Source organism: Curtobacterium sp. Arg-1, from assembly GCF_025643395.1.
GTDB classification, from domain to species: Bacteria; Actinomycetota; Actinomycetes; order Actinomycetales; family Microbacteriaceae; genus Curtobacterium; species Curtobacterium poinsettiae.
Genome location: NZ_CP095731.1, coordinates 1,320,116 through 1,346,997, shown reverse-complemented (window position 1 = coordinate 1,346,997; position 26,882 = coordinate 1,320,116). Strand labels below are relative to the sequence as shown.

Below are 26,882 nucleotides of genomic sequence, written 5' to 3'. Positions count from 1 at the left end.
CGTGGTGGGGGTCAGGCGGGGACGGCGATGGTCGAGCGGACCGCGGCGGTGATCAGCGCGAACGAGACCGCGCCGGCGTCCGGGGTGCCGACGGCGTCCGCACCGTGGGTGCGTGCACGGCCCATCCGGGGCAACAGGTCGGCCGTGGCGTCGGCCGCGGTCTGCGCTGCGGCCGAGGCGGCCGACCAGGCGTCGACGAGTTCGTCGCCGGCGTCGACCCGGGCGGAGAAGACCTGGTCGAACGGCACGAGTGCGTCGACCATGGTCTTGTCGCCGGGGACGGCCCCGAAGGCCAGGACGGCCTCGGTGGCGGCGTGCACCGCGCTCTGGACGGTGGCGGATGTCGGACGGGACTCGTCCCCGAGGACGCGACCCATGGCCTCCAGGGCAGCACCCCAGATCGCACCGGACGTGCCGCCGGCCTTGTCGGACCAGGCATCACCGGCGATCGCGAGGACCGAACCGGCGCCGGCGCCACGGGCGGCGGCGTCCTGTGCCGCACGGTCGGCGGCGGTGGAGCCGCGCTGCATGCCGATGCCGTGGTCGCCGTCGCCGGCGACGGCGTCGATGCGGCCGAGCTCGTCGGCGTGGTCGTCGATCGTGGCGCGGATCGCGGAGACGGCGCCTGCGACGCGGACTGCTGCGGCCCGGGACTCCTCGGTGCCGGGCGTCACGGGCACCACCACGCCGGCTTCGAGCACCTCGGCCGGCAGCGGCTGCTGCGGGACGGCGCCGCCCTTGCGGTACGCGGGGGCGTCGGCGGGCGCGGCCCAGAGCTGCTCGAGTTCGTCGTCGAGCCAGAACAGGGTGAGCGAGACGCCCGCCATGTCGAAGCTGGTGACGAGTTCGCCGACCTCGGGCTCGACCACGACGATGCCGGCCTCGGTGAGCTTCCGCTGGACGGCACCGAAGACGACGAAGAGTTCCTCGTACTTGACGGAGCCGAGGCCGTTGAGGATCGGGACGACGCGCGCACCGTCCGCGGTGACGCCGGACGGCAGCTCGGTGAGCAGCTCGTCGACGAGCAGGTCGGCCAGGCCGTCCGCGGTGGGGACGTCGGCCTCGGCGATGCCGCGTTCGCCGTGGATGCCCATGCCGATGGCCATCCGGCCCTCGGGGACGGTGAAGAGCGGTTCGTCGGCGCCGGGCAGGGAGCAGCCGGAGAAGGCGACACCGAAGCTGCGCGTGCGGTCGTTGGCGCGGGTCGCGATCGCGGTGACCGCGTCGAGGTCGTCGCCGCGTTCCGCGGCCGCGCCGGCCACCTTGAACACGCAGAGGTCACCCGCGATGCCCCGGCGCTGGTGCGCCTGGTCGGCGGGCGCCGAGGCGATGTCGTCGGTCACGCGGACCGTGCGGACGTCGATGCCCTGTGCCTCGAGCGCCCGTGCCGCGGCGTCGAAGTTGAGGACGTCGCCGGCGTAGTTGCCGTAGCTCAGCAGTACGCCGCCGCCGTGCTCGGACGCCTTCGCCACGGCGGTGACCTGCTGGGCGCTGGGGCTGGCGAACAGGTTGCCCATCGCGGCACCGGCAGCCAGGCCGTGCCCGACGAGGCCGCCGAAGGCCGGGTAGTGGCCGGAGCCACCGCCGACGACGAGCGCGACGGTCCCCTCGGGGCTGGTGGTGGAGCGGGCGACGCCGCCGTGCACCCTGCGGACCCGGGCGCGGTTGGCGGCGACGAAGCCGTCGACCATCTCGTCGGCGAAGTCCGCCGGGTCGTTGAACAGGCGGGTCATGCGCCGGCCTCCTTCGCGATGGCGGTCGGTCCGTCCGTGGCCGCGGCTGCGGTCTCGGCTCCGGTCGCGGCGGCGGCCGCTTCGTTGCGCTTGGTGTTCCGGCCGAGGACGAACATCAGCACGCTCGACAGCACCATGAAGAACCCGACGATGAACATCGGCACCTGGTACCCGCCGGTCCACTCGCTGACCGCGCCCGTGATGTACGGGGCGGCGAACCCACCGAGGTTGCCCACGGTGTTGATCAGGGCGACCCCCGCGGCTGCGGCGGCACCGGTCAGGAACTGCGTCGGGACCGTCCAGAAGTTCGGCAGGGCCGCGAAGATCGCACACGCGGTGATCGCGATGACGGCGACGGTGGCCGCCGGGCTGTTCATGTACAGCGCGACCGGGATCGTCAGACCGCCGACCAGGGCCGGGACGGCGATGTGCCAGACCCGGACGCCACGACGGAAGGCGTCACGCGACCAGAAGTACAGGACGACCGCGGCCGGCACGTACGGGATGGCCGTGATGAGGCCCTTCTGGAACAGGTCGAACGTGGTGCCGAACTGCTCCTGGAAGCCGTCGATGATCGTCGGCAGGAAGAAGCTGAGTGCGTAGAGGCCGTAGATGAAGCCGAAGTACACGGCGGCGAGCATCCAGACGCGGCCGGAGCCGAAGGCCGCACGCAGGCCGCCCTTGCCGTGACCGTCGCCGCCGCCCTTCGCCGCGCTCTCGGCAGCGAGCGTCGTCTCCAGCCAGACCTTCTCGTCCTCGTCGAGCCACTTCGCCTGCGACGGCTTGTCCTTGAGCACGAAGAGGCACAGGACGCCGACGATGATCGCCGGGATCGAGACGCAGAGGAACATGAAGCGCCAGCCGGCCAGGCCGCCGAGGATCCCCTCGTGGGTCATCAGCCAGCCGGCGAGCGGGGAACCGATGACGCTCGTGAGCGGCTGGGCCAGGTAGAACAGCGCGAGCATCTTGCCGCGGTGGCGAGCCGGGACCCACGTCGACAGGAACAGGATCGCGCCGGGGAAGAACCCCGCCTCGGCGATGCCGAGCAGGAAGCGCAGACCGACGAGCTGCGGGTAGTTCTGCACCCACGTGAAGAGCAGGGACACGATGCCCCACGTGATCATGATGCGGGCGAGCCAGATCCGGGCGCCGAACTTGTGCAGCGCGAGGTTGGACGGCACCTCGAGCACGAGGTAGCCGATGAAGAACACACCGGACGCGAAGCCGAACTGGGCGGCGGTCAGGCCGAGGTCGGCCTCCATGCCGTTGGGGGCGGCGAAGGAGATCGCGGTGCGGTCGAGGAAGTTGATGAAGAACATCAGTGCCACGAACGGCACGATGCGGATCGCGATCTTGCGGATGGCCGTCTTCTCGACGACCGAGGTGGGGATGCCTCGCGTGGCGGGGATGTCCACGATGACTCCTGCTCGGTGGGGGTGGTACGACTCCGCCCGGCTGCTGCGCCGGGTTGCCCGGTCGGCTGCGTCGGGGTGGTCCGGGCTGCTGCGCGGATCGGGAGCGGGCGCATCGGTGCGCCTGATCCAGTGTGCGTCGCGCTCGTTCAACTTGTCAACCGGTTGACCATTTCGCGCGTCGGCTCGGACGAGGCCGCCCGCCCGGCGCGCTGGCTCCGCTCCCGCCGCAACCGGTTGACCGACCGGTACGCTCACTGCATGCCCGCGTTCAGCCCGGACGACCCCCTCAACATCCGACTCGAACTCGAGTCCGTGCCCGTCGGGTCACCCGCCTCGGTGGTCGCCCGACAGCTCGTCTCGCTGCTCACCGCCGGCGAGCTGGCCCCCGGGTCGCGGCTGCCGGCGGAGCGGGTCCTGTCCGAGCGGCTCGGCGTGGGTCGCTCGGCCGTCCGCGAGGCCCTCGCCGCCCTCGAGATCCTGGGCATCGTGCAGATCCGCCCCGGTTCGGGCACGTACCTGCGCGGCGGCACCTCGGACCTGCTGCCGACGACCCTGTCGTGGGGTCTGATGCTCGCCTCGAACCGCACCCGCGAACTGCTCGAGATCCGGTCCTCGCTGGAGCGCACGGCCGCGATCCTCGCCGCGCAGCGCGCCACCGACGAGCAGATCACCGAGCTCGGCGAGTACCTGGTCCGGCAGGAGGCGACGCTCGACGACCCGCAGGCCTTCATCGACGCCGACGTCCGCTTCCACGTCCTGCTGGCACGGGCGTCCGGCAACGACGTGCTCGCCGACCTGCTGCAGAGTCTGCGCTCCATGCTGAGCGTTTGGGTCGCGCGCCGCGTGCAGACCCGGCAGGCGACCGAGGCCGCGTTCCACGAGCACCGCGCCGTCTTCGAGGCGTTGCGCGCCCGCGACGTGCCCGCCGTGCAGCGCGCGATGGACGAGCACATGGCCACGGCGAGCGCCCGCATCGAGCACGCCGAGCCGCTGCCCGCCGACGAGTAGGGCTCGTGCGCGGTCGCGCGCGCTCGCGCTCGCGGTCGCGCTCGCTTCGTGAGCAGGAATGGTCGGGTCCGTCGAGCCGACCCGACGTCCTGTGCTCACGATCAGGGCGGACGGGAGGCCCGGGGCGCGCCCGCCCCGCACCGTGCGGGGGCAGCGCCCGCCTCAGCGCGGGAGCGGGACCGCTTCGGCGAAGGACGCCACGACGCGGGCGACGACCTCGGCGGGCGGGGTGTCCCAGATCGCCTGGTTGAAGAGCTCGACCTCGACGTCGCCGGAGTAGCCGGCACCCATCACCGCATCGGTCACCGGCCCGAAGTCGACGTGCCCGTCGCCCGGGTAGCCGCGTGAGAGCAGCGGGTCGGCCGCGATCGGGGTGGTCCAGTCGCACACCTGGTACGACGCGATCCGGCGGGCGGCACCGGCCCGGGCGATCGAGGCCGCGAGCGCCGGGTCCCACCAGACGTGGAAGGTGTCGACGACGACCCCCACGGCCGCTGCCGGGAACGGGGCCGCCAGGTCGAGGGCCTGCGCGAGCGTCGACACCACGGCGCGGTCGGCGGCGTACATCGGGTGCAGGGGTTCGACGGCGAGCTGCACGCCGGTGTCGAGTGCGTGCGGCACGAGGGCGGCGAGGGCGTCCGCCACCCGCGCACGCGCACCGCCGAGGTCGCGCGAGCCCGCTGGCAGGCCGCCCGCGACGAGCACGAGGACGGGCACCGACCCCGGAGCACCCGCGGCGGCCAGGGCAGCGGTCTCGTCGATCGCCCGGCGGTTGTCGTCGAGTGCCCGCTGGCGTGCGGCCCCCTCGGGCAGGGTGAAGAACCCGCCACGGCAGTGCGACGACACCCGGAGTCCGGAGTCGGCCACCCGGCGCACGGCCTCGGCGAGCCCGAGCTCGGCGACGGGTTCGCGCCAGGTGCCGATCGCCCCGACCCCGGCACGGCGGACGGTGTCGAGCGCCTCGGGCAGGGTCGCGTACTTGATCGTCGCCTGGTTGACGGACAGCCGCGGGTGCGGCGCGGGCGAGCCAGGCGCCGCCGGCGCGACCACGCCGGCCTGCCCAGCCGCGCCGACCGGCGTGCTCACGCGACCACCCCGGCGGCGGCGCGGTCGACGGCGGGTGGGGCGGGCCTCCCGGCGGTCGTGTCCACCCCGTTGACCGCGAGCAGGGCGTGCCAGCGCGCGGCGGCGAGGTCCGGGTCCTGCAGGGCGCCGCAGGCGTTCGTGAGCCGGACCGTCTCGGACAGGTGCGACAGCGAGCGGCCGGCGTGCTGGCCACCGACCATGGCGAAGGCCGGCTGGTGCCCGTTCAGCCAGGCGAGGAACGCGATGCCGGTCTTGTAGTGCCAGGTGGGGGCACTGAAGAGGTGTCGGGACAGGGCCTCGGTCGGTCCGAGCAACGAGCGGTAGGCGGCTTCGTCTGGCAGGGCACGCACGGCGGCTGAGGCGAGCGGTGCGATCGCGGCGAACGCCCCGAGCAGGGCGTCGGAGTGCACGCCGTCGCGGTCCGCGATCAGGTCGACGTAGTGGAAGTCGTCACCCGTGAACATCCGGGCGGTCTCGGGCAGCCGGGCGCGGAGTGCCACCTCGGCCGTCGCGTCGAGCAGGCTCATCTTGATGCCGGAGATCCCCGGCCCGGCGTCGCGCATGATGTCGAGCACCGTGTCGGGGCCCCGGTGCCCGCCGAAGTACCCGGCGAGGGCGGGGTCGAACGCCTCCCCCAGCCAGTGCAGGACGACGGGGGCGCTCGCCCGCTCGACGACCCGACGGTAGACGCGGCGGTAGGTGTCCGGATCGTCCAGCGCGAGTCGTGCCAGGTGGCGGCTGGCCATCAGGACCACGCCCGCCCCGGCGTCCTCGGCGTGGTGGAGCTGCCGGGCGTAGGCGTCGACGACCTGCTGCTCGGTGACGGGTTCGTCGGGCAGGTCGTCGGTGTTCACGCCGACGACGATGCGGCCGCCGACCGACTGCGCCTCGCGGGCGGAGCGCGTCACGAGCTCGCGGGTCGCCGCCGGGTCCAGTCCCATGTTCCGCTGCGCGGTGTCCATCGCGTCCGCCACACCCAGCCCCCACGACCACAGGTGGTGCCGGAACGCCAGGGTGGCGTCCCAGTCGAGGTCGGCCGGAGCACCAGGGGTGTTGTCGGCGGCGGTGCGCGGGACGACGTGGGCGGCCGCGTAGACGATGCGCTCGGTGAGCGGTGCCGCGGGCACGGCAGTGGCGTCGACGGCCGGTGCGCCCAGCGGCGTCCGGCTCGTGGTGCCGTCGGGCGCCAGCAGGGTCAGGTCCGTCATGCGGACGCCCCGATGGTCTCGGTGCGCTGGGCGACCTCCGGCGTCTCGACCGGGAGGCGCGGCTCGGCCCCGGCGGGCAGGGTCAGCTCCGGCAGGTCCACACGCCGGCCCTCGGCGCTGGATCGCAGACCGGCTTCCGCCAGCGCCACGCCGCGGGCACCGGACAGCAGGTCGTAAGGGTGCGGGCGCCCGGCGACGAGGTCCTGCAGGAAGTCCTCCCACTGGGCGCGGAACCCGTTGCCGTAGACCTCGTTGTCGGGGACCTCGAGCCACTGGCTCCGGTAGTCGGCGTCGTCGCGCAGATCGGGGTTCCAGACGGGCTTCGGCGTCGCCGTGCGGGGCTGGATCCGGCAGCCGAACAACCCCACCACCGCGCTGCCGTCGGTGCCGTCGACCTGGAACTGAACGAGCTCGTCACGGTCCACCCGGACCGCCCAGCTCGAGTTGATCTGCGCCGTGACGCCGCCGGCCAGGTCGAACACGCCGTACGCGGCGTCGTCGGCGGTCGCCGGGTAGGGCACGCCCTGCTCGTCGGTGCGCTGCTCGATGTGCGTGACCGCGCGGGCGTAGACGGACTCGACGCGGCCGAACAGCTGCTCGAGCACGTAGTTCCAGTGCGGGAACATGTCGACGACGATGCCGCCACCGTCCTGCCGGCGGTAGTTCCAGCTCGGGCGCTGCGCCGACTGCCAGTCCCCCTCGAACACCCAGTACCCGAACTCGCCGCGGACGCTCAGCACCCGGCCGAAGAACCCGGAGTCGAGCAGGCGACGGAGCTTCCGCAGCCCGGGCAGGTAGAGCTTGTCGTGCACGACGCCGTTCGGGATGCCGGCCTCGGCCGCGAGCCGGGCGAGTTCGAGGGCCTCGGCGGAGGTCTCGGCCGTCGGCTTCTCGGTGTAGACGGCCTTGCCGGCGGCGATCGCGCGGCGCAGCGCGTCGGCACGGGCACTCGTCACGGCGAAGTCGGCGAAGACCTGCCAGCGGGGATCCGCCAGGGCGGCGTCGAGGTCGGTGGTCCAGTGCTGCAGGCCGTGCCGGGTCGCGATCTCCTCGAGCTTCGCGGCGTTCCGACCGACGAGCATCGGTTCGAGCTGCACGCGCGTGCCGTCGGGCAGCCGCAGACCGCCGTCGTCGCGGATCGCCAGGATCGACCGCACCAGGTGCTGCCGGTAGCCCATGCGCCCGGTGACGCCGTTCATGATGATGCCGATGGTGCGCGTGGTGGTCAACGCGTGCTCCCTTGCTCGCTGCGGCCCGCTCTCCGTCGTCGTGGAAAGCGCTTGCCGGAACCGTACACCACGGGGTGCGCGGTGGCGAGGTCAGCGGGCGGTGCTGGCGCGCAGGACGACCTCGCCGTCGACGGCACCGTCGGCCTCGAGCCCGAGCGCACGGCGGACGGCCCGCTCGCCGATCTCCTCGAGCGGCAGCCGCACCGTGCTGAGCGCCGGCACGACGTCGGCGAGCATCCGCACGTCGTCGAACCCCGCCACGCCGACGTCCACCCCGGGCACGAGCCCGCGCTCCCGGATCGCCGCGACCGCCCCGACGGCCATCAGGTCGGTGACCGCGAAGACGCACCGGGGCACCGCGGCCCCACCCTCGGCAGCTCGGTCCAGCAGCGACACCATCGCCCGGTACCCGCCGTCGCGCGTGAACTCGGAGGGCACCACGTCGTCGTCGGGCACCCGCAGACCGTGGGCCGCGAGGCCGGCGACGAACCCCTCGACCCGGGCGTGGGCGGTGACGAGGTCCGGGTCGCCGGCGAGCACGGCGAACGAGTCGTGCCCCTGTTCGACCAGCGCACCGGCGAGCGCCGCAGCCCCGCCGAGGTTGCGGATGACGACGCCGTGCACGCCCGGGACGCCCGCTGCGGCACCGTCCAGGTCGGACACGAGCGCCGACACTCCAGCCCCCGCGGCGACGAGGCCACCGACCGCCGCCGCGACTTCGGACGGGCCGGAGCCCGTCGCGGATCCGGAGCCGATCCCGAGCCGACGGCTGACCGCCAGCACGACGGCTCGCGGGCGGAGTCCGGCGACCACGTCGAGCACCGCCACTTCGCGCGACGGGTCGCCGCCGGTGGAGGTGATCGTGACGACGAGCCCGGCGTCGTCGGCGGCGCGGATCGCGCCGGCGGCGATCGCGGCGAAGTACGGGTCGGCGATGTCGCCGACGACGAGCGCCAGGGTCGTGGTCGACCCCCGAGCGACGGCCTGCGCCTGCACGTTGGCGGTGTAGCGCAGGGCCCGGGCGGCGGCGCGCACCCGGTCCACCGACTCCTGCCGGACCTTGCGGGTGCTGCCGTTGAGTGCCCGCGAGGCGGTCGCGAGCGACACCCCTGCCCGCTCGGCCACGTCGGCCAGGGTGACGGTGCCTCGCTCGGGCATGTCGTGCCTCCAGTCAGGGTCCGCGCCGTGCGCGGCCTGTGGCGAGGATAGCGATTCCCCGCCGACCAGGGCGGGGTTCCGAGCGGCCGGTCACGCCGTCGAGACCACAGGTCACGTTGTCAGAACAACCCTCAGGAAAGCGCTTGCCAGAACGGCGGGGGTCGTGTAGACCTGGGGTCCTCGGCCGAGACACCCCGAACGCTCGCCCACGGCACATGCACGTGGTCCCGAACGAAAGCAGTGACGATGAAGTCATCCAAGAGAATGCTCGCACTCGCCGGCGGGATCGCCGCGCTCGCGCTCCTGAGCGGCTGCGCCTCCGGCGGGTCCGGGGACGGCGGCAAGGTGGACGAGCTGACCTTCTGGCTCTCCACCTCGTCCGCGCAGGAGAAGGGCTACCAGGACCTCGCGACCGCCTACGAGAAGCAGACCGGCGTCGCGGTGAAGATCGTGAACCTGCCGTACGACGGCCTGCAGACCAAGCTGCGCGAGTCGGCGCAGGCGAACTCGCTGCCCGACGTGGTGCGGGCCGCGGGCATCGACCCGATCTGGAGCGGCAAGACCGTCGACCTCGCCTCGATCGTCAGCGACAAGGCGAACGGGATCGACCAGGACCTCATCGCGAAGGACAAGGACGGCAAGGTCACCTCGATCCCGTCCGACGTCACCGCGGCCGGACTGTTCGTGAACAAGTCGCTGTTCGACAAGGCCGGCGTCGCGTACCCGACCGACCCCGCGAAGGCGTGGACGTGGAGCGAGTTCCTCGACGCCGCCGACAAGGTGAAGGCCGACACCGGCGCCAAGTACGACCTGGTCTTCGACTCGTCGCCGTCGCGCCTGCGGGCCTACATGTTCACCAAGGGCACCGACTTCATGCAGCAGGAGAAGGACGGTTCCTTCCCCACCGACGCGAAGACCGTCGACGCCCTGCAGGACTTCGCCGACATGAACGACGACTCGGTCATGCCGAAGTCGGTGTGGACGAGCGGCCAGGACCCGAACGCCCTGTTCAAGAGCGGCCAGGTCGTGGCGTACTTCTCCGGTGTCTGGCAGTCGTCGGACTTCGCGTCGAACATCACCGACTTCGACTGGGCCAGCGCCGCCACCCCGGCCGACCCGACCCACGCCACCGAGATCAACTACGGCGGCAACATCGTCGGGTTCGAGAACTCCGACACCCGCGGCGCCGCGGCGAAGAAGTTCATCGACTACATGTACGACCCGACGAACTACGCGAAGCTCGTGACCACCAACGGGTTCCTGCCGGTCGAGTCCGGGCTGGACATCACCTACCCCTTCAAGTCGCAGGCAGCAAAGGACTCCTTCGCGCTGTACCAGAAGGAGATCGAGGCGGCCGACCCGATCTCGAGCTCGTACGCCAAGGCAGCGTCGGAGTGGGCGGTCGAGGGCAAGGAGATCGGCACCGACCCGACCACGGCCGAGGTCGGCAAGCTCATCAACGGGCAGCAGTCGGCCAAGGAGACGCTCGACACGATCACGAAGCTACTACGAGGAGCACGTGGGGTGACGGAACGGGGCCGGGCGCATGCGTCCGGCCCCGTTGTCCCTCCTTCCACAGCAGCACCACGTCGAACGAAGAGGATCATCGTGAGCATCCCCACCGCAGCCGGTGACGTGCAGACCGCCGTCCCCACCCCGGTGCCGCCCCGCCGGCCCGGAGCCGCGAAGACGACGAAGCGCCGCCGCTCCGGCGTCAGCAAGCCCGTCCTCGCCCCGATCCTGTTCGTCAGCGTGAACGCCGTCCTGTTCGTGGTGTTCTTCGTGTGGCCCGCCGTGATCGGCCTCGGCTACTCGTTCACCGACTACAACGGCGTCGTCGACCCGAAGTTCGTCGGCCTGGCGAACTACGTCGAGCTGTTCGCCGACGACACCTTCTACGCTGCCCTCGGTCGCACCTTCCTGTACGCGATCGTCGCCGTGCCGCTCGGGTTCGTCCTGTCGCTGTCGATGGCCCTCATGCTCACGAGCCCCGCGGCGAAGGGCCGGAGCGTCGCCCGCATCGTGTTCTTCGTCCCGTGGCTCATCTCCCCCATCGTCACCGGTGTGATCTGGCGGTGGATGTTCGGCGAGAACTTCGGGCTGGCCAACTTCGTCATCGAGTCCCTGGGCGGCAAGGCCGTCCCGTGGCAGTCGAACGCCGACCTGTCGCTGCTGGTCGTCGTCTTCGCCACCGCGTGGGCCGGGGCGGCGTTCAACATGCTGCTGTTCGTCGCTGCGATCCGGAACGTCCCGCAGTCGTACTACGAGGCCGCATCGCTCGACGGTGCCGGCGCCTGGCACCAGTTCCGCTACATCACCCTGCCGAGCATCGCGCCGACGTCGTTCATCGTGATCCTGCTGTCGTCACTCAGTGCGTTCAAGGAGTTCGCCACCGTGCAGGCGCTCAACGGCGGCGGCCCCGGCACCGACAACAACCTGCTGGTGCAGTACATCTACACGAACGGGTTCCAGAACGCCCACATCGGCTACGCGAGCGCGGCGTCGATGGTCCTCATGCTCATCCTCATGGCCATCGCGCTGATCCAGCTGGCCGTGAACCGCCGGACGGAGTCCCGTCGATGACCGCCACGCTCCCCACCGAGACCAACAAGACCGGAAGCGGCCGTCGGGCCGGTCGCTCCGGCTCCGGCCGCTCTGGCCGCTCTGGCCGCTCGAAGGCTGTGGACACCACGCCGCGGCCCCAGGCCATCGCCGCCACGGCCCTGCTCTGGGTGTTCATCATCGCGTTCGGGTTCCCGGTGCTGTGGTTCGTGCTCAGCGCGTTCAAGCCGGGCGGCGAGCTGTTCTCGTACCCGCTCACCCTGCTGCCGAAGAACTGGTCGGTCGAGGGCTTCGCCGAGGCGTGGTCCAGCTACGACTTCGCCCAGTACTTCGGCAACACCGTGATCGTCGCCCTGGTCACCACGGTGCTGACGGTCCTGGCGAGTGCGGCCACCGGGTACGCGCTGGCGAAGTACGACAACCGGTGGCTGAAGGTGTTCTTCGTCTGCATCCTCGCCACGACGATGCTCCCCACCGAGGTGATCCTCGCTCCGACGTTCATCGTCATCCGCGACCTCGGCATGTACGACTCGCTGGCCGGCATCATCGTGCCGTCGGTGATCACGGCCACCGGCATCTTCATGTTCCGGCAGTTCTTCATCACCGTGCCGGACGACCTGGTCGAAGCGGCCCGGATCGACGGTGCGAGTGAGTTCGGGATCTTCTGGCGGATCATGCTGCCGATCTCCCGCCCGATCATGCTGACGCTCGCGATCTTCTCGTTCCAGTGGCGGTGGAACGACTACATCTGGCCGCTCCTGGTGCTCAACGACCCGAAGCAGTTCACGATCCAGATCGCCCTGCAGAGCATCGTCGGTGCCGAGAACGTGAACTGGACGGTCCTGCTCGGTGCCTCGGTCATCTCGATCATCCCGCTCGTGCTGCTCTACCTGGTGTTCCAGAAGTACGTGAACGGCGCCGACCTCAACGCGGGTCTGAAGGACTGATGGGGTTCCTCGACCTGGCCGGCCCGGCCGCCGACGCCGAGGTCGCCCGCCTGCGGCTGGCCGACGACGACCCGGCCACGCTGCAGCACCGGGAACTGATGGCGCGTGCGCTCGCGTTGGTCGGTGCGTGGGTCCGGCAACGGCCTGGAGGCCCGGTTCACCCCGCAGACGACGACCTCACCACCGCGCACGGCTGGGTCCGGCACCTCGCGACCCGGCAGTCGCCCGGCGGCACGTTCGTCGGCGGCGACAACGTGCTCTCCCCGCCGGACTCCGCGTTCACCGTCAACGACGTCTGCGACGCCCTCGAACTGCTCGCACCGCACCGGGCGACGGTGCCGGCAGCGGCCGCGCTGGCCGACGACCTCGACGCGATCGTGCACCGGGCGACCCCCGCACTGCTCACCGGTGGGGTGCACACCCCGAACCACCGGTGGGAGATCGCAGCCGCCCTCGCCCGGGTGCACCGACTCCACCCGGCGGCGGCGCTGCTCGACCGCATCGACGCGTGGCTGGCCGAAGGGCCGGACATCGACGCCGACGGTCTGTGGTCGGAGCGGAGCCCGAACTACGCGTCCGCCGTGTCCGGGCCGTCGTTCCTGGTGCTCGCCGCCGTGCTCGACCGCCCCGCCCTGCTCGACCCGGTGCGCCGCTCGCTCGACGCCACGCTCGCGCTCCTGCTGCCGGACGACACCGTCGAGACCGTGCAGTCCCGACGGCAGGACCAGTCACAGCCCTTCGGGATCGGGCCGTTCGCGCCGCTGCTCTGGCACGTCGCGGTGCTCGACGGCCGGGGCGACCTGGCCGCGGTCGCCGCCCGCGCCGCCGTGGCCGAGACCTGGCAGCCCGCCGCCGTCGCCGCGCGGTCGATGACCGATCCACTGCTCGGGCGTCCGCTGCCGGAACCCGTCGCCCTGGCGCCGGCCGTGCACACCTTCGCCGACGCACGGCTCGTGCACGTCCGCGAGCTCGACCGCAGTGTCGTGCTCTTCGCCGGTTCCGACGTCCCGGCCCAGGGCCACGTGCGGTCGGGGCTGGCGAACAGCCCGACGTTCCTGCGGGTCGTCGTCGGGTCGGTCGTGCTGTCCGACGTGCGGCTCTCGCGGGAGTTCTTCGGCCTCGGACCGTTCCGACCGACCGCGCTCGAGTCCCTGGGCGACGGACGGTTCCGGCTGAACGAGACCGTGTCCGCCGGCTACCACCAGCCGTTGCCCGCGAGTGCTCGCCAGCCGGACGGCCGCTACCCGCTCGCCGACGAAGGCCGGTTCTCCGCCGCCATGGCGTTCGGCGCCCGGTCCGTCGACACGGTGGTCCTCAGCACGACCGTCGACGTCGCGGTGACCCCGGACGCCGTCGTCCTCGACGTCGTGACCGAGGGGGCCGAAGTGCCGTGGTCCCTGCAGCTGACGTTCCGCACCGGGGGGACCCTCATGGGCGTCGAGACCGACGCCGTCACCGGGGAGCGGGTCCTGGCCGACGGGACCGGCAGCTACCGCGTCGGTTCCGACGTCGTGACGTTCGGCCCGGGCAACGGCGCCGGTCCGGGCCAGCCAGCGTGCTACACCCCGGGTCAGGACTACGCGTTCCTCGGCGGGACCGACCGACCGCAGGGTGAGCACGTCCACGTCACCGGGCGAGCCCCTGGCTCCGCACGCATCGTGATCGGGACGGGCCGGTGACGCTGCCGGGCGTGGTGCTCGTCGGAGCCCGCGGCTACGGCCTGCACCACCGCGCGAACATCGACCGGCTCGTGGCAGCAGGGGTCTGCACGGTGACCGCGGTCGTCGACCCCGCGCTCGGTACGACCGCCGACGCCGGTGTGCCCGTCGTGGCCGACGTGGCAGCGGCCCGCAGGCTCGGACCGGTGGACGTGGTCGTCGTGGCGGCTCCGATCGCGGCGCACCTGCCCCTCACCCTCGATGCGCTCGACGCCGGCGCCGACGTGCTGCTCGAGAAGCCCCCGGTCACCACGCGCGACGCCCTCGACGTGCTGCTCGAGGCCGAACGTCGGACCGGCAGGGTCGTGCAGGTGGGGTTCCAGAGCCTCGGTTCCGCCGCGCTGCCGGCGTTCCGTGACGGGGCGCTCGTCGGTGCCGTCCGGTCTGCGGCCGCCGTCGGCACGTGGACCCGCGACCGGGCGTACTGGGACCGCTCCCCCTGGGCGGGGCGCCGTCGGGTCGGCGGCGTGGACGTGCTCGACGGCGTCGTCACCAACCCGCTCGCCCACGCCGTGGCGACGGCCCTGGCGCTCGTCGGCTGCCGCCGGACCGCCGACGTCGCGCGGGTCGAGGTCGAGTTGTACCGCGCGAACGCCATCGAGGGCGACGACACCTCGGCCGTCCGGGTGACCACGACCGCCGGCCTCGAAGCCGCTGCCGCGCTCACGCTCTGCGCCACCACCGAGGTCCCGCCGACCGTGCGGGTGCGGGGCGCGACGGGGGACGGCGTAGTGCACTACACGACGGACGACGTCACGATCGACGGCGCGACCACGCGCCTGGAGCGCACCGATCTACTCGAGAACCTGCTGGCGCACCGGTTGCGCGGCGACGAACTGCTCGTGCCGCTCGTCTCGACGGGAGCGTTCGTCGAGGTGCTCGAGGCGGTCCGCGCGACCGAACCCGTGCAGCTCGACCACCCCTGGGTGACGTGGGAGGGTGAGGGCCCGGCCCGGCGCCCGGTGGTGACCGGTGTCGAGGCCACGATCGAGCGCGCCGCCGACGCCCGCGCGCTGTTCTCGGAAGTCGGGGCACCGTGGGCGCACACGGCCCGCGACGAGACGCTGCAGGAGCTCCGCGTGGACGACGTCACGGTCGCCGTCGAACGCGACGGGGCCGGCACGATCGCCACGTCGTCCCCTCGGCCGTACCTGCACCCGGTCCGGACCCTCAGCGGCACCGTGGTCAGCGCACACCACCCGGGCGACCACGACTGGCACTGCGGGGTCGGCGTCGCGATCCCCGACGTCGACGGCATGAACTGCTGGGGCGGACGGACCTACGTCCAGGGCCCCGGCTACGTCTGGCGCGACGACCACGGTTCGGTCGAGGTCGTGCACGCTGCGCAGCACGGACACGGGTCGACGGAGGAGCTGGTCTGGCGGGGTCCGGACCGCGCGGTGGTCCTGCACGAGGACCGCACCCTGCGCTGGCGCTCGGTCGGAACCGGGTGGGAGTTGTCCTGGTCGTCGTCGTTCCGCGCCCCCGGCGACTCCCCCGTGCACCTCGGCGGCCCGGGCAGCAACGGCCGGGTCGGCGCGGGCTACGGCGGCTTCTCCTGGCGGTTCCCGGAGTGCACCGGGGTCGTCGTCCGGACCGCCGACGCCGAGGGCGAGACCGCCGTGCACGGCTCGGTCGCACCCTGGATCTCCTGGTCCGCGGTGTTCGACGGCGGGCCGGCGACGATCCGCATCGAGGCCCTCGACCACCACGACCCCTGGTTCGTCCGCGCCGAGGAGTACCCGGCGATCGGCTCGGCCCTGGCGTGGGACACCCCGGCGATCGTGCAGCCGGGCGCACCGTTCGTCCGTTCCTTCCGCTCGACGATCACCGACGGCGGTACGCTCGCCGGATGAGCACCGGGGACTGGGAAGCACGCGTCACGGCGCTGTGGGACGACGAGACGATCGACGACCACCAGCGGATCGAGCGGATGCGTGACCTCGCAGCGGACGCCCCGCACCCGGCCCTCGGCGCGTTCGAGCTCGGCGGCGCCTTCGACTCGGGCGGCCACGAGGCCGAGGCCGACGTGCAGTACGCCGCCGCGACCGCAGCGGGTCTCGACACCGTCGACCCCGAACGCGCGGCGCGGATGGTCGTGCAGCACGCCTCGACGCTGCGGAACCTCGGCCGGGTCGACGCCGCCATCGCGATGCTCCGCGACGCCCCCGAGCACCCCGCCACGGGGGCGGCACCGCGGGTGTTCCTCGCGCTCGCGCTGCACAGCGCTGGACGCTCGGCCGAGGCCCTGCGCGTCGCGATCGAGGCCGTCGAGCCGACGCTCCCCCGCTACCACCGCTCCGTCCGCGCCTACGCGGCAGCCCTCACCGAGGACTGACGGTTCAGGCGATCGCGACCTCGCCCCGCGCCATGAGCTCACGGGCCCGACCGGCGTCGGCAGCCGGTGGACGACCGTGCAGGGCGCGGTAGTCCCGCGAGAAGTGCGAGGCGCTCCGGTACCCCACCGCCGCAGCAGCCTGGGCAGCGGTGTCCCCGAGCACGATCATCCGCCGCCGGGCCTCTCCCAGCCGCAGCCGCCGCAGGTACTGCACCGGGCTCATCCCGGTGACCTGCCGGAAGCGTGCGAACAGGGTCGACTCGCTCGTCCGGACCGCCGCGGCCAGGTCGGCGACCGACCACGGGTCCGCCAGCCGATCGGTGAGCAGGGCCGTGGCGGCCGCGACCACGTCGCCGTCCCGGTTGCCGATCGCGGCCAGGATGCGCGGGGCCTGGTCGGTCTGCAGCAGCCGGAGCACGACCTCGCGGGTGACGAGCGGGGCGAGGACCGCCATGTCCTCCGGAGTGTCGAGCAATCCGACGAGTCGCGCGAACGCGTCCGCCAGCGCTGGTGTCCAGCTGCCGAGTCGGGCCGGCGGCGCTTCGTCCTGGTGCGGGCGGGACATCGCCGTCGCGACTTCGGCCACCGCCGCGGGGTCGAGCTGCCAGACGACCGCGACGAATCCCGCCGGCTCTTCCACGGCGACCACACCGGCGATCACCGGCAGGTCGACGGGTGTGATGATGAAGCGCTCGCGGCCCCAGAGTTGGTCGTCGTCCCCGACGATTGACCGCTTCTGGCCCGCGAGCACCACCGACACCGACGGCGTGTAGCGCTGGTACCCGAGGTCGGTCGGCGCGTCGACCCGGGCCAGGCGGAGTCCGAGCCGTCCGGCGCGCTCCGTGTCGTCGACGTGGGCCAGGACGCTCTGCAGCGCGCGGTCCAGTCGGTCCGAGGTGACGTCGTCCATGTACTCATTCTGTCGAGCCGATCGATGCGCTGAACGCCCGTGCTGGATCCGGCAAGCAGTCCGGAGTCCTGTGCAATCGTCGACCGCCTCGCCGGACCGAGCATCGGAGCATGCAGACCAACGAAGCACTCCTCGACTCCTTGACCCCCGACGACCGACTGGCCGGCCGGACCGCGCTGGTGACCGGCGCCTCGAGCGGCATCGGCGAAGCCGTCGCCAGGGTCCTCGCCGCCTCCGGCGCGACGGTCGGTGTCGCCGGCCGTGACGTACAGCGCACGCAGGCCGTGGTGGACGCCATCACCGCCTCAGGTGGCTCCGCCGTGGCCGTCATCGGCGAGCTGAACGCGCATCCCGACGCCGTCCGCGACCTCGCTGCCCGTGCCACGGCAGCCCTCGGTGGCCGGGTCGACATCGTCGTCAACAACGCCGGCGTCTACCCGGTCGGCCCGACGGCGCTGCTCCCCGATGACGACGCCGAAGCGCTCTGGGCCACGAACGTCCGAGCACCGCACGTCCTGGTCGGCGCCCTGGCTTCGGGCATGGTCGAGCGCGGCTCGGGTGTCATCGTGAACATCGGCTCGTGGATGTCCCGCGTCGGCGTCCCCTTCACGGCGCTGTACCCGGCGACGAAGGCGGCCGTGGAGCAGCTGACCCGGGCGTGGGCCGCCGAGTTCGGCCCGCACGGTGTGCGGGTGTCGACGGTCTCCCCCGGTGCCACCGCCACGCCGGGCAACGCCGACTCGCACGACGTCCTCGCGCAGATGACGGCGGGCACACCGGCCGGCGCACCCGTCCGGCCGGTCGACGTCGCGTTCGCCGTGCGCTGGTTGGCCTCCGACGAGGCGTCCTTCGTGCACGGCGCCACCATCGACGTGGACGGCGGCATCGCCGCGACCCGCCTCGGCTGAGCCCCCCCTCCCCCCGGCCGAGCGGGCGAAACACCCGGGTTCATGCGCGGAGGCACCCCGGCATTCCGCCCGCTCGGCAGTGCGAGCAGACGCGCGCGAATACGCACCACCGCGAGCGGGCGAAACACCCGGGTCAGCTCCCGGAGGCACCCGGGCATTCCGCCCGCTCGGCAACCCCGACCCACGCACGCGAACCCCCACCACCGTGAGCGGGCGAAACACCCGCGTCGGCCCGCGGAGGCACCCCGGCATTCCGCCCGCTCGGCAACCCCGACCCACGCGCACGAACCCCCACCACCGCGAGCGGGCGAAACACCCGCGTCGGCCCGCGGAGGCACCCCGGCATTTCGCCCGCTCGGCAGTGTGAGCCGACGCGCGCGAACACGCACCACCGCGAGGGGTCACGACACCCCGCCGACCGGCGGGCGAGCGGTCACGAAGGGTCGGGCGGGAGCGCGTCAGCCGACGGATCGTGACCGCTCGGCGGACGGCGACGGCGTGGCGGTGGACGCCACCACGGGCGGACGGGAGGCGCGGTGCGGGGTAGCACCGGGCCTCCCCTCAGGCGGTGTGGTCGCCGCCCACCCGTGGGACCGGCAGCGAGTCGCTGGTCGTGCGCAGGGACTCCTGCCGGATCTCGAGCTGCGAGACGGCGAGCGCCGCCAGGTCGCGGAGGTTGGCGAGGTCGTCCTCGGTGGCCTGCCGCGGGCGGGTGTCGAGCACGGCGAGGGTGCCGATCGGCGCGCCGTCGTGCCGGACGAGCGGGACGCTGACGTAGAAGCGGATGCCGAGCGGGCCGGTGACCAGGGGGCTGTTGCGCATCTCGGGGTGTGCGGAACCGTCCGGGATCACGACGGGGACGGGCACGGGCGCGAAGCCGTTGGTGAAGCTGATGCTCCGGGCCGCCTCGTCGATGCCCTCGGCGATGTACGACTGGGACCACTCGCGGTCCTCGTCGAGCACCTCGATCAGGGCGATCGGTGCGTCGAAGAGCCGAGCAGCCATGGTCGTGGTGCGCTGCAGCGACTCGTTCGGCAGCGTGTCGAGGGTCGCCGGGCGATCGGTCTCGGACCGCGTCGGCACCGGGGCTGTCTCGTCCGTCGGCTCGACCACGTGGTCGGGGGCGGCGGTCTCGGCGATCACGACGTCGCGGAGCATCGTGACCAGCTCGGGGCCGAGCGGACGGGCTGCGGGATCCTGCGCGGTCATGGCGCGGAGCAGGTGCTTCCAGTGCTCGGGCAGGGGTTCGGGGACCACGGGGTCGCGGGACAGCCGCGCGACGGCGGACTCGACGAGCGAGCCCGGGAACTCCCGGCGGCGGGTGAAGCACTGCAGCAGCACGAGGCCGAGCGAGTAGACGTCGCTCGGCGGGCCGACCTCGCCGCCGCGCGCCTGCTCGGGGCTGAGGTAGGCGGCGGTGCCGGTGGTCACGCCGTCGGCGGTCAGGCGTTCGACGCCGGCGGCGAGCGCGATGCCGAAGTCGGTCAGGCGTGCGCGGGCCCGTTCGGAGGCGTTGCCGTAGTCGACGAGCAGGATGTTCGACGGCTTGATGTCGCGGTGCACGACGGCGTTGGCGTGGATGTAGTCGAGCGCCTCGGCCATGTCGTAGCCGATCTCGGCGATGTGGCGCGAGGCGAGCGGGCCGACGCTCAGACGTTCCTCGAGGTCCTGCCCGACGACGAGCGACATCACGATGTAGCGCTGCTGGGTGCCGTCCTGGCTGGTGACGACCCCGGCGTCGAGCAGGCTGACGAGGTTGTGGTGCTCGAGCGACGCCAGCACGCCGAGTTCGGCCTCTTGCCGGGCGATGTCGACGATGCCCGCGTGGAAGAGCTTGATCGCGACCGGGCGGTGCAGGCTCTCGTCGACGCCGCGGTAGACGACGGACATGCCGCCCTGACCGATCGCCTGTTCCAGGCGGTACCGACCGTCGAGCAGCGGCGCGCTCGCGTCGTGTTCTTCCGTCGGGATCATCCAACCCTCGTCCTCGGCTCCGGCACCAACGATGCATCTTCGCATCCCGACGGGTATCCGTGTCGCCGAGCGGCGTTTCCCGGATCGGGGCGCGGTGCGCAGGGGCGCCACAACACCGGTGTTCGCGGGTCGAACACGCGCACGTCGCGGTGCACCTCGGCAACACCGGTGTCGTGCGCCCCTCGGTGGCGCTGGTCGGCAACGCGCGCGTACGCTCGGCCCGACGAAGGAGTCATGCCATGCCCGCGAGGTTCGTCTACTGGATCAACGTCTCCGTCGACGGGTTCGTCGAACGGGCACCCGGCGAGCACGGCGGCCTGGACGGCCCCGACTGGATGCGCATCGACGAGCCACTGCACCGCGAGTTCAACGCCCGGGCCGCCGCGATGACCCTGTCCGTCGAGGGCCGGCTCGTGCGCGACATGATGGACCCGTTCTGGCCCGATGCCCGGCACGACGAGTCGATGCCCGAGTACCTGCGCGAGTACGGCGAGATCTGGACCGCGCAGCCGAAGATCCTGGTGTCCCGCACGCGGACCACCGCCGACCACGACACCCGGGTCATCGGAGGCGACGGCGACGCGATCGCCGAGCTGGCCGCGATCCGTGCCGAAGGCGAGGGCGACATCGGCGTCGGTGGGCCGAGCATCGCGAGTCAGCTGCTCGACGCCGGGCTGCTCGACGAGGTCATGCTCTTCACGCACCCGTCGGTGCTCGGTGCCGGTCGGCCGCTGTTCGATCCGCCGCTCTCGGGGCACCGCCCGCTCGTGCAGCTCGACCTGCTCGAGCAGCAGCGCTCCGACAACGGCGTCACCCTGCACCGGTACGACGTCCGGCGGTCCTGAACGCTCGGACGGTCAGTCCGCGCCGGGCGTTGCGCCGATCACGCGAACGTTCCAGGCGCTGTCGCGGTCGCTGTCGAACCCGTTGACGGAGATGCTGTCGACGTCGGCGCGCCAGGTTCGCCGCAGGTCGATGCGTCGCTCCCCGTCGCCGCAGGGCATCGCCTCGATGATGTGGTTCCGCGACGTTTCCCGGGAGACGACCATGACCGAACCGCTCATGTGCCCGTCACCGAAGCACGAGAACTCGAGGTGGTCGACCGTCTCCGGGTGCGCGAACGTGATCGTGACGCCACGGTCGATCTCGTCGTCGTTCCCCGTCGCGCTCTGCCCGGCGGGTTCTTCGGCGAACATCGCGCCGAGGTCCCGGTCCGACTCGGCGGCCATCTGCCGCTTCTCCCAGGCGTGCAGCGCCGCCTCGTCGACGGGCGGCGGCCCGGCGCAGCCGGCCAGCAGCAGCACGCCCGCGATCGCGGGCAGGAGCAGGGCGGGGACGGAGCGCACGCTGTGAGCCTAGTGACGCTGCGGACCCACACCGCGGACGACGGGAGGCGCGGTGCCAGCTGGCACCGCGCCTCCCGGCCGTGGGTTGGTCGCGTCAGACGTCGCGACGGCGCGCGAGCGTCAGGGCGAGGCCACCGACGACGAGCACCTCGGCGGCGAGGACGCCGAAGCCGCCCCAGCCGTTCAGCACGACCCCGCTGTTGTCGACCGTGCTCGCGCCGTCGTACGAGTAGGCGTAGAGCTGGCCGCCGGCTGAGTCGGGCAGGAACGCCGCGATGTCCATCGGCCAGTCGACCTTCATCAGTCCGCTCATGAGTGCGAGCACCCCCGGAACGACCAGCAGGAGGCCGAGCGTGATCGCGATGCCGCCGGCGCTCGACCGGACGAGCAGACCGATGCCGTACGCGAGGAGCGCCAGCAGGGTCAGGAAGACCGACGAACCGAGGATCGGCAGGAACACCGACGGGTCGCTGACCTCCGGCTCGATGCCGTTGCCGGCCAGCAGCGGCAGCGAGATGAGGACGCCGATCCAGGTGGCGACGGCGCTGACGACGAAGGTCGCGATGGCAAGGACGGTGGCCTTCGCCAGGATCACGCCGGTGCGTCGCGGGTCGGCGGTGAACGTCGAGCGGACCTGGCCCGTGCCGTACTCACCGGTGATGATGAGGACGCCGAGCACGCCGACGACGAGCGACGAGAGCAGGACACCCACGGCGTTGGCGTTCACGAAGGTGCCGTTGGCGAGGTCCGTCGGCAGCTCCTGGCCGCCGCTGTTCGTGTTCGCCCCGATCAGCGCGGCCATGCCGATCGTGAGGACGACCAGGATCGCGTAGCACCAGAACGTGGACCGGATGCTGCGCAGCTTGATCCACTCGCTCCGCACCAGGTGCGGGAACGACAGGCGGGTCGAGCCGGACATCCGGGTCGACGGTGTGGTGGGCGAGGTGGTGGCGCTCATCGGGTGCCCTCCGATCGGTACTCGACGTCGTCGCGGGTGAGGGCCATGTAGGCCTCTTCCAGGCTCGCGCCGGTCGGGGTGAGTTCGTGCAGGGGGACGCCTGCCTGTGCGGCGATGTTGCCGACCGTCGGTGCGTCGGGCCCGACGACGAGGAATGAGCCGTCCTCGCGCTGGGTGACCGCGGCGTTCGGGCCGATGGCGTTGAACAGGCCGTTCGGGTCCGGCGTGCGGACGATGACACGGCTGACGGCGGCATCGGTGCCGGCAGCGGCGCCGCCACCGGCGACGAACTCCGCGATCGGGGCGTCGGCCAGGACCTTGCCCCGGCCGAGCACGACCACGCGGTCGGCGGTCTGTGCCATCTCGCTCATCAGGTGGCTGGAGAGGAACACCGTGCGGCCGTCGGCGGCCATGCGGCGGGCGAGCTGTCGGACCCAGAGCACGCCGTCGGGGTCGAGGCCGTTGACCGGCTCGTCGAGGATCAGGGTCTTCGGGTCGCCGAGCAGTGCGGCAGCGATTCCCAGGCGCTGCCCCATGCCGAGCGAGAACCCGCCGACGCGCTTCTTCGCGACGGAGTCGAGGCCGGTCATGTCGATGACCTCGTGCACGCGGGACTTCGGGATGCCGTGGGTCGCCGCGAGGGAGAGCAGGTGGTTGTAGGCGCTGCGTCCGGAGTGGACCGCCTTCGCCTCGAGCAGGGCGCCGACCTGCCGGAGCGGGTCGCGGAAGCTCGTGTAGGGCTGGCCGTTCACGGTGGCTGTGCCCGACGTGGGCTGGTCGAGCCCCATGATCATGCGCATCGTGGTGGACTTCCCGGCGCCGTTGGGCCCGAGGAAGCCGGTCACACTGCCGGGACGCACGACGAAGGAGACGTCGTCCACGGCGGTCTTCGGACCGTACTGTTTGGTGAGATGGCTGACTTCGATCACGGCGTCGACGCTACGGGAGCGGTGGTCGGCGCCGCGTCCGCCGTTGGGGGGAGATGTGGGCTCCCACAGGCTGACGCGGATGGGGCGGGGTGACGCGGGCGGGGGGTCGCGCTGTTTCGCGCTGGGCGACAGTTCACGCGCGCGGCGGCCCGTGAGATGTCGCTGAGCGCGAAAGACCGGTGCAGGGGCTCGGAGGTGCCCCTGGTGCGCAACCCCCAAAGAGCCGTTTGACGGTCTCGACCGCAGCGGCGACGATGGGCGCATGTCGAGCCTCCAGTCCCTCCGGGCGACCGCCCACCCGATCCGGCTCCGCCTGCTGTCGCTGGTGACGAGCACCGCGATGAGCGCGGCCGAGGCCGCGCGGGAACTCGGCCTCTCGCAGGCCACCGCGAGCTACCACCTGCGGGTTCTCGAACGGGCGGGGCTGGTCGCGGTCGTCGAGGTCGTGCGGCTCCGAGGCGGCGAGGCGAAGCGGTACCGGCACGAGTCGTCGTCCGAACCGTTCGACCTCGACGCCGTCCCCGATGGTGGGCACCCGGAACGCATCTCGGTGGAGGACCAGCTCGTCTACGTCGAGGCGCAGGTCGAGGAGCTCCGGCGACGACTGCACCAGCGGACCACGGGCCCTGCCGTCTCGACCGACGCCGAACTGTGGGTCGGCCCCGAGACGTGGCGGCGGGTGGTGCACCACGTCGGCCAGGCGTCCGCCCTGCTCCACGCTGCAGCGCAGCGCCCGCGTACCCCGGGCACGGTGCCGGTGTCGATGACCGTCTCGATGTTCCCCATGCGGCGACCGTGAGCACGCCGACCCCGGGCGTCCTCGCCCACGCACCGTTCCGTTGGCTGCTCGCAGCCCGCACGGTGAGCATCGTCGGCAACGCCGTCGCGCCGATCGCCCTGGCGTTCGCCGTCCTCGACCTCACCGGCTCACCCGTCGACCTGGGTCTCGTCGTGGCCGCACGCTCGGTCGCGAACGTCGCGGTCCTGCTGTTCGGCGGGGTCATCGCCGACCGCCTGCCCCGCGACGTCGTGCTCGTCGCCACGTCGCTCGGCGCGGCGGTGACACAGGCCGCTGTCGCCGCGCTGGTCCTGACCGGCACGGCGACCGTCCCGCTCCTGGTCGTGCTCAGCATCCTGAACGGCGCGGTCGCCGCGGTGAGCCTGCCGACGACCGCGGCCATGGTGCCCGAAACCGTTCCGGAGGCGCTGCTCCGCCCCGCGAACGCCGTGATCCGGTTGAGCATCAACGCCGGGACGATCGTCGGTGCCTCCGCCGGGGCCGGCATGGTCGCGCTCGTCGGTGCCGGGTGGGGGCTGGCGGTCGACGCCGCCGGCTTCGCCGTCGCCGCAGCCCTGTACGCGCGGATACGCCTGCCCCGTCGCGCGTCGATCGCACCGGCCGACCGCCCGTCGGTGATCGCGGACATCCGGGAGGGATGGGTCGAGTTCTCGGGACGACGCTGGGTCTGGACGGTGGTCGCCCAGTTCACAGTGCTCAACGCCGCCTTCGTCGGCGCGACGACCGTGCTCGGACCGGTCGTCGCGGACGACTCCTTCGGCAGGGCGGCCTGGGGGCTCGTCGTCGCCGCGCAGACCGTCGGCCTGGCACTCGGTGCGCTGATCGCCCTGCGGTGGCGGCCCCGGCGTGCGCTCGGCATCGGTGTCGCCCTGATGGCGGTGACCGCGCTCCCCGTCGTGGCGCTCGGGGTCGCCCCGGCCCTGCCGACCCTGCTCGTCGCGTTCGCCCTGGGCGGGATCGCCCTCGAGCTGTTCGCGATCGCCTGGGACCACGCACTGCAGTCGAACGTGCCCCGCGCCGTGCTGTCGCGGGTCTACTCGTACGACATGGTCGGATCGTTCGTCGCCGTCCCGCTCGGCGAGGCCCTGGTCGGACCGCTGGCGCACGCGGTCGGCACGCCCGCGACCCTGGTCGGTTGCGCCGTCGTCATCGTCGTCGCCACCGTGGTCGCCGCGTCCACCCGGAGTGTCCGGCGCGTGACCACCGAGGTGGCCCTACCGGTCTGATCAGCCCGGGGAAGCGTCCGCGTCGACCTCGTACGCCTCGAACCGGGCGTCGGCGAGGATCGCGTCGACGAGTGACCGTGAGCCTGCGACGATCGTCGAGTCCCAGTCGATCTCGGTGGCGAGCACCCACTCGTGCCCCTCGGGCCAGAGCATCTGCGGGGTGTGCCCGACGTCGACGTACGTGCCCACGCGGGCGTCGTCCGTCCAGGACGGGTCGCTGAGCTGCGGCAGGGACATGGAGAGCAGGAAGCACTCGCGGGCCGGCCACAGGAAGCGCGGACCCGCGAGCGACTCCCGGAGCGCAGCCTGCTCCCGCCCGTGCTGCGCCTGAGCCCGGGCCATGTGCGCCTGCATCTCCGCGCGCTCGGCCGCCGTCGGCTCGCCGTTCCCCTGCCACCCGAAGCCCAACGTCGACGTCCCGTTCAGGTCGCCCCATCCGTCCCAGATCGCCCCGACCAGGTCGTCCGGCGTCGACGTCGCGTCGGCGAGGAGCTCGGTGAGCGCGGCGAGGTGCGTCGGCTCGTACCAGCCTTCTTCGGGTGGATGGACGACCCAGCCGTCCTCGAAGGGCAGGTCCGACTCGTCGTCCCGACCGCTGAGCGTCTGCCACGACACGAGGGGATCGATCGTCCGACGGGTGCGCTCGGCGACGGCGGCCCAACGCCACTCGGTCGATTCGATGACCGGGTGGTCGTCGTACTCGTCCACGGTCGAGCGGTCTTCGCGATCCGCGCGGAGCGGGTGCAGGATCCGCGCGTACGCCTCGAAGCCGGTGCCCGCGACGCCGCCGAACGTGGCGAACTCGCCGGCCCGGGCCAACAGCCAGTCGCCGCGCGTGACGTCCGTGATCAGTTCCACGTGCCGAGCCTAGGGACTGACCGGGCAGCCGTCAGGACGTCGTCCTGACCTCGAACCCGGGCAGGTCCGGCACGGGGTCGATCGCGAGGCGGGCGTGCGTCTCGACGTCGAACCGCTCCGAGCCGTACCGGAGCTTCTGCCGTTCGATGCCCTCCGCGCTGAACCCTGCGGCGGCGGCGACCCGACACGACGCCGGGTTGTTCGTCCGGTGTCCGAGTTCGAGGCGGAAGAGACCGGCGTCGAAGGCCCAGCTCGACACACTCGTCAGCGCACGAGCGGCGAGTCCTCGGCCACGAGCATCGGCTGCCACCCAGTAGTGGGCCCACGCCGTGCCGTGCCGGAACTCGATCGCCGAGAGACCGACGTTGCCGACCGCGACCCCGTCCTCGACGATCGCCCAGTTCCTCGCGTGGTCGTCGAACCGCAGTGCGCCCGTGACGTGCGCGCGGGCATGCTCCTCGTCATCGAGCCCGACCTCCGGGAACTGCGTCGCGAGATCCGGGTCCGACCGACTGGCGACGAGGAGTGCAGCCGCGTCGTCCAAGGACCACGGGCGCAGGACGACGACCATG

Annotated in this window: 23 protein-coding genes; 10 read left to right on the top strand and 13 right to left on the bottom strand. The window is 72.4% G+C overall.

What is annotated here, in order from left to right:
* Positions 1 to 11: 11 nt before the first annotated feature.
* Complete coding sequence (locus tag MXD64_RS06470; protein ID WP_017885796.1) at positions 12 to 1,733, bottom strand: dihydroxyacetone kinase family protein; 1,722 nt, start codon at positions 1,731 to 1,733, stop codon at positions 12 to 14.
* The gene (locus tag MXD64_RS06465) at positions 1,730 to 3,148 is read right to left on the bottom strand and encodes an MFS transporter (RefSeq protein WP_017885797.1); all 1,419 of its coding nucleotides are present in this window, start codon (positions 3,146 to 3,148) and stop codon (positions 1,730 to 1,732) included. Before MXD64_RS06465 ends, MXD64_RS06470 begins: the two co-directional genes overlap by 4 nt.
* A 258-nt stretch (positions 3,149 to 3,406) precedes the next feature.
* Here MXD64_RS06465 and MXD64_RS06460 point away from each other — a divergent pair, with 258 nt between their 5' ends.
* Positions 3,407 to 4,156, top strand: a complete 750-nt coding sequence (locus MXD64_RS06460) for a FadR/GntR family transcriptional regulator (protein ID WP_017885798.1) — start codon at positions 3,407 to 3,409, stop codon at positions 4,154 to 4,156.
* Between the two features lie 162 nt (positions 4,157 to 4,318).
* On the opposite strand, the gene MXD64_RS06455 is transcribed toward MXD64_RS06460, so the two are convergent.
* From MXD64_RS06455 to MXD64_RS06440, 4 genes are all read right to left on the bottom strand, one after another.
* Positions 4,319 to 5,206 (bottom strand): sugar phosphate isomerase/epimerase family protein, encoded by an 888-nt coding sequence (locus tag MXD64_RS06455; protein WP_263137441.1) that lies wholly within the window; start codon positions 5,204 to 5,206, stop codon positions 4,319 to 4,321.
* 32 nt (positions 5,207 to 5,238) lie between these two features.
* Positions 5,239 to 6,450: a dihydrodipicolinate synthase family protein gene (locus MXD64_RS06450; RefSeq protein WP_263137283.1), complete on the bottom strand. Its 1,212-nt coding sequence runs from the start codon at positions 6,448 to 6,450 to the stop codon at positions 5,239 to 5,241.
* Positions 6,447 to 7,649, bottom strand: a complete 1,203-nt coding sequence (locus tag MXD64_RS06445) for a Gfo/Idh/MocA family protein (RefSeq protein ID WP_262161048.1) — start codon at positions 7,647 to 7,649, stop codon at positions 6,447 to 6,449. The genes MXD64_RS06450 and MXD64_RS06445 overlap by 4 nt, the downstream gene beginning before the upstream one ends.
* A gap of 120 nt (positions 7,650 to 7,769) precedes the next feature.
* Positions 7,770 to 8,837 (bottom strand): LacI family DNA-binding transcriptional regulator, encoded by a 1,068-nt coding sequence (locus MXD64_RS06440; RefSeq protein WP_042540409.1) that lies wholly within the window; start codon positions 8,835 to 8,837, stop codon positions 7,770 to 7,772.
* A 246-nt stretch (positions 8,838 to 9,083) separates the two neighbouring features.
* Here MXD64_RS06440 and MXD64_RS06435 point away from each other — a divergent pair, with 246 nt between their 5' ends.
* Genes MXD64_RS06435 through MXD64_RS06415 form a run of 5 tightly spaced genes read left to right on the top strand, consistent with a single transcriptional unit; the run spans position 9,084 to position 16,402 of the window.
* A complete protein-coding gene (locus MXD64_RS06435) occupies positions 9,084 to 11,420 on the top strand; it encodes an extracellular solute-binding protein (RefSeq protein WP_263137282.1) in 2,337 nt (778 codons plus the stop codon).
* Complete coding sequence (locus MXD64_RS06430; protein WP_263137281.1) at positions 11,417 to 12,346, top strand: carbohydrate ABC transporter permease; 930 nt, start codon at positions 11,417 to 11,419, stop codon at positions 12,344 to 12,346. The genes MXD64_RS06435 and MXD64_RS06430 overlap by 4 nt, the downstream gene beginning before the upstream one ends.
* A complete protein-coding gene (locus MXD64_RS06425; RefSeq protein ID WP_263137280.1) occupies positions 12,346 to 14,025 on the top strand; it encodes a hypothetical protein in 1,680 nt (559 codons plus the stop codon). The genes MXD64_RS06430 and MXD64_RS06425 overlap by 1 nt, the downstream gene beginning before the upstream one ends.
* 11 nt (positions 14,026 to 14,036) lie before the next feature.
* On the top strand, positions 14,037 to 15,920 hold the full coding sequence (locus MXD64_RS06420; RefSeq protein WP_263137279.1) for a DUF6807 family protein: 1,884 nt from the start codon (positions 14,037 to 14,039) through the stop codon (positions 15,918 to 15,920).
* Positions 15,917 to 16,402 (top strand): tetratricopeptide repeat protein, encoded by a 486-nt coding sequence (locus MXD64_RS06415; RefSeq protein ID WP_263137278.1) that lies wholly within the window; start codon positions 15,917 to 15,919, stop codon positions 16,400 to 16,402. The genes MXD64_RS06420 and MXD64_RS06415 overlap by 4 nt, the downstream gene beginning before the upstream one ends.
* Before the next feature lie 4 nt (positions 16,403 to 16,406).
* Here MXD64_RS06415 and MXD64_RS06410 read toward each other — a convergent pair whose 3' ends face one another.
* Positions 16,407 to 17,312, bottom strand: a complete 906-nt coding sequence (locus MXD64_RS06410) for an AraC family transcriptional regulator (protein ID WP_263137277.1) — start codon at positions 17,310 to 17,312, stop codon at positions 16,407 to 16,409.
* A gap of 110 nt (positions 17,313 to 17,422) precedes the next feature.
* On the opposite strand from MXD64_RS06410, the gene MXD64_RS06405 reads away from it, so the two are divergent.
* Complete coding sequence (locus MXD64_RS06405) at positions 17,423 to 18,220, top strand: SDR family NAD(P)-dependent oxidoreductase (RefSeq protein WP_263137276.1); 798 nt, start codon at positions 17,423 to 17,425, stop codon at positions 18,218 to 18,220.
* Positions 18,221 to 18,781: 561 nt separating this feature from the next.
* Here the strand turns inward: MXD64_RS06405 and MXD64_RS06400 are convergent.
* On the bottom strand, positions 18,782 to 20,194 hold the full coding sequence (locus tag MXD64_RS06400) for a protein kinase domain-containing protein (protein ID WP_194590992.1): 1,413 nt from the start codon (positions 20,192 to 20,194) through the stop codon (positions 18,782 to 18,784).
* A 239-nt stretch (positions 20,195 to 20,433) separates the two neighbouring features.
* Between MXD64_RS06400 and MXD64_RS06395 the strand changes: the two genes are divergently transcribed.
* Positions 20,434 to 21,039 (top strand): dihydrofolate reductase family protein, encoded by a 606-nt coding sequence (locus MXD64_RS06395; protein ID WP_263137275.1) that lies wholly within the window; start codon positions 20,434 to 20,436, stop codon positions 21,037 to 21,039.
* Positions 21,040 to 21,051: 12 nt separating this feature from the next.
* Here MXD64_RS06395 and MXD64_RS06390 read toward each other — a convergent pair whose 3' ends face one another.
* The 3 genes from MXD64_RS06390 to MXD64_RS06380 form a co-directional block, all read right to left on the bottom strand.
* Entirely contained in the window at positions 21,052 to 21,540 is a 489-nt protein-coding gene (locus MXD64_RS06390; RefSeq protein WP_263137274.1) for a hypothetical protein, read from the bottom strand.
* A 94-nt stretch (positions 21,541 to 21,634) separates the two neighbouring features.
* On the bottom strand, positions 21,635 to 22,498 hold the full coding sequence (locus MXD64_RS06385; RefSeq protein ID WP_042540425.1) for an ABC transporter permease: 864 nt from the start codon (positions 22,496 to 22,498) through the stop codon (positions 21,635 to 21,637).
* Positions 22,495 to 23,427 carry an ABC transporter ATP-binding protein gene (locus MXD64_RS06380; RefSeq protein ID WP_017885815.1) on the bottom strand — a complete coding sequence of 311 codons (933 nt, stop codon included), beginning with the start codon at positions 23,425 to 23,427 and terminating at the stop codon, positions 22,495 to 22,497. Before MXD64_RS06380 ends, MXD64_RS06385 begins: the two co-directional genes overlap by 4 nt.
* A 262-nt stretch (positions 23,428 to 23,689) precedes the next feature.
* On the opposite strand from MXD64_RS06380, the gene MXD64_RS06375 reads away from it, so the two are divergent.
* Together MXD64_RS06375 and MXD64_RS06370 are read left to right on the top strand one after the other, a co-directional pair.
* The gene (locus tag MXD64_RS06375; protein WP_017885816.1) at positions 23,690 to 24,226 is read left to right on the top strand and encodes a winged helix-turn-helix domain-containing protein; all 537 of its coding nucleotides are present in this window, start codon (positions 23,690 to 23,692) and stop codon (positions 24,224 to 24,226) included.
* On the top strand, positions 24,223 to 25,452 hold the full coding sequence (locus MXD64_RS06370; protein WP_263137273.1) for an MFS transporter: 1,230 nt from the start codon (positions 24,223 to 24,225) through the stop codon (positions 25,450 to 25,452). The genes MXD64_RS06375 and MXD64_RS06370 overlap by 4 nt, the downstream gene beginning before the upstream one ends.
* Here MXD64_RS06370 and MXD64_RS06365 read toward each other — a convergent pair whose 3' ends face one another.
* Positions 25,453 to 26,310, bottom strand: coding sequence for a hypothetical protein (locus MXD64_RS06365; protein WP_042540431.1), 858 nt, complete (start codon positions 26,308 to 26,310; stop codon positions 25,453 to 25,455).
* 31 nt (positions 26,311 to 26,341) lie between these two features.
* Positions 26,342 to 26,881: a GNAT family N-acetyltransferase gene (locus MXD64_RS06360; protein WP_042540433.1), complete on the bottom strand. Its 540-nt coding sequence runs from the start codon at positions 26,879 to 26,881 to the stop codon at positions 26,342 to 26,344.
* Position 26,882 lies beyond the last annotated feature (1 nt).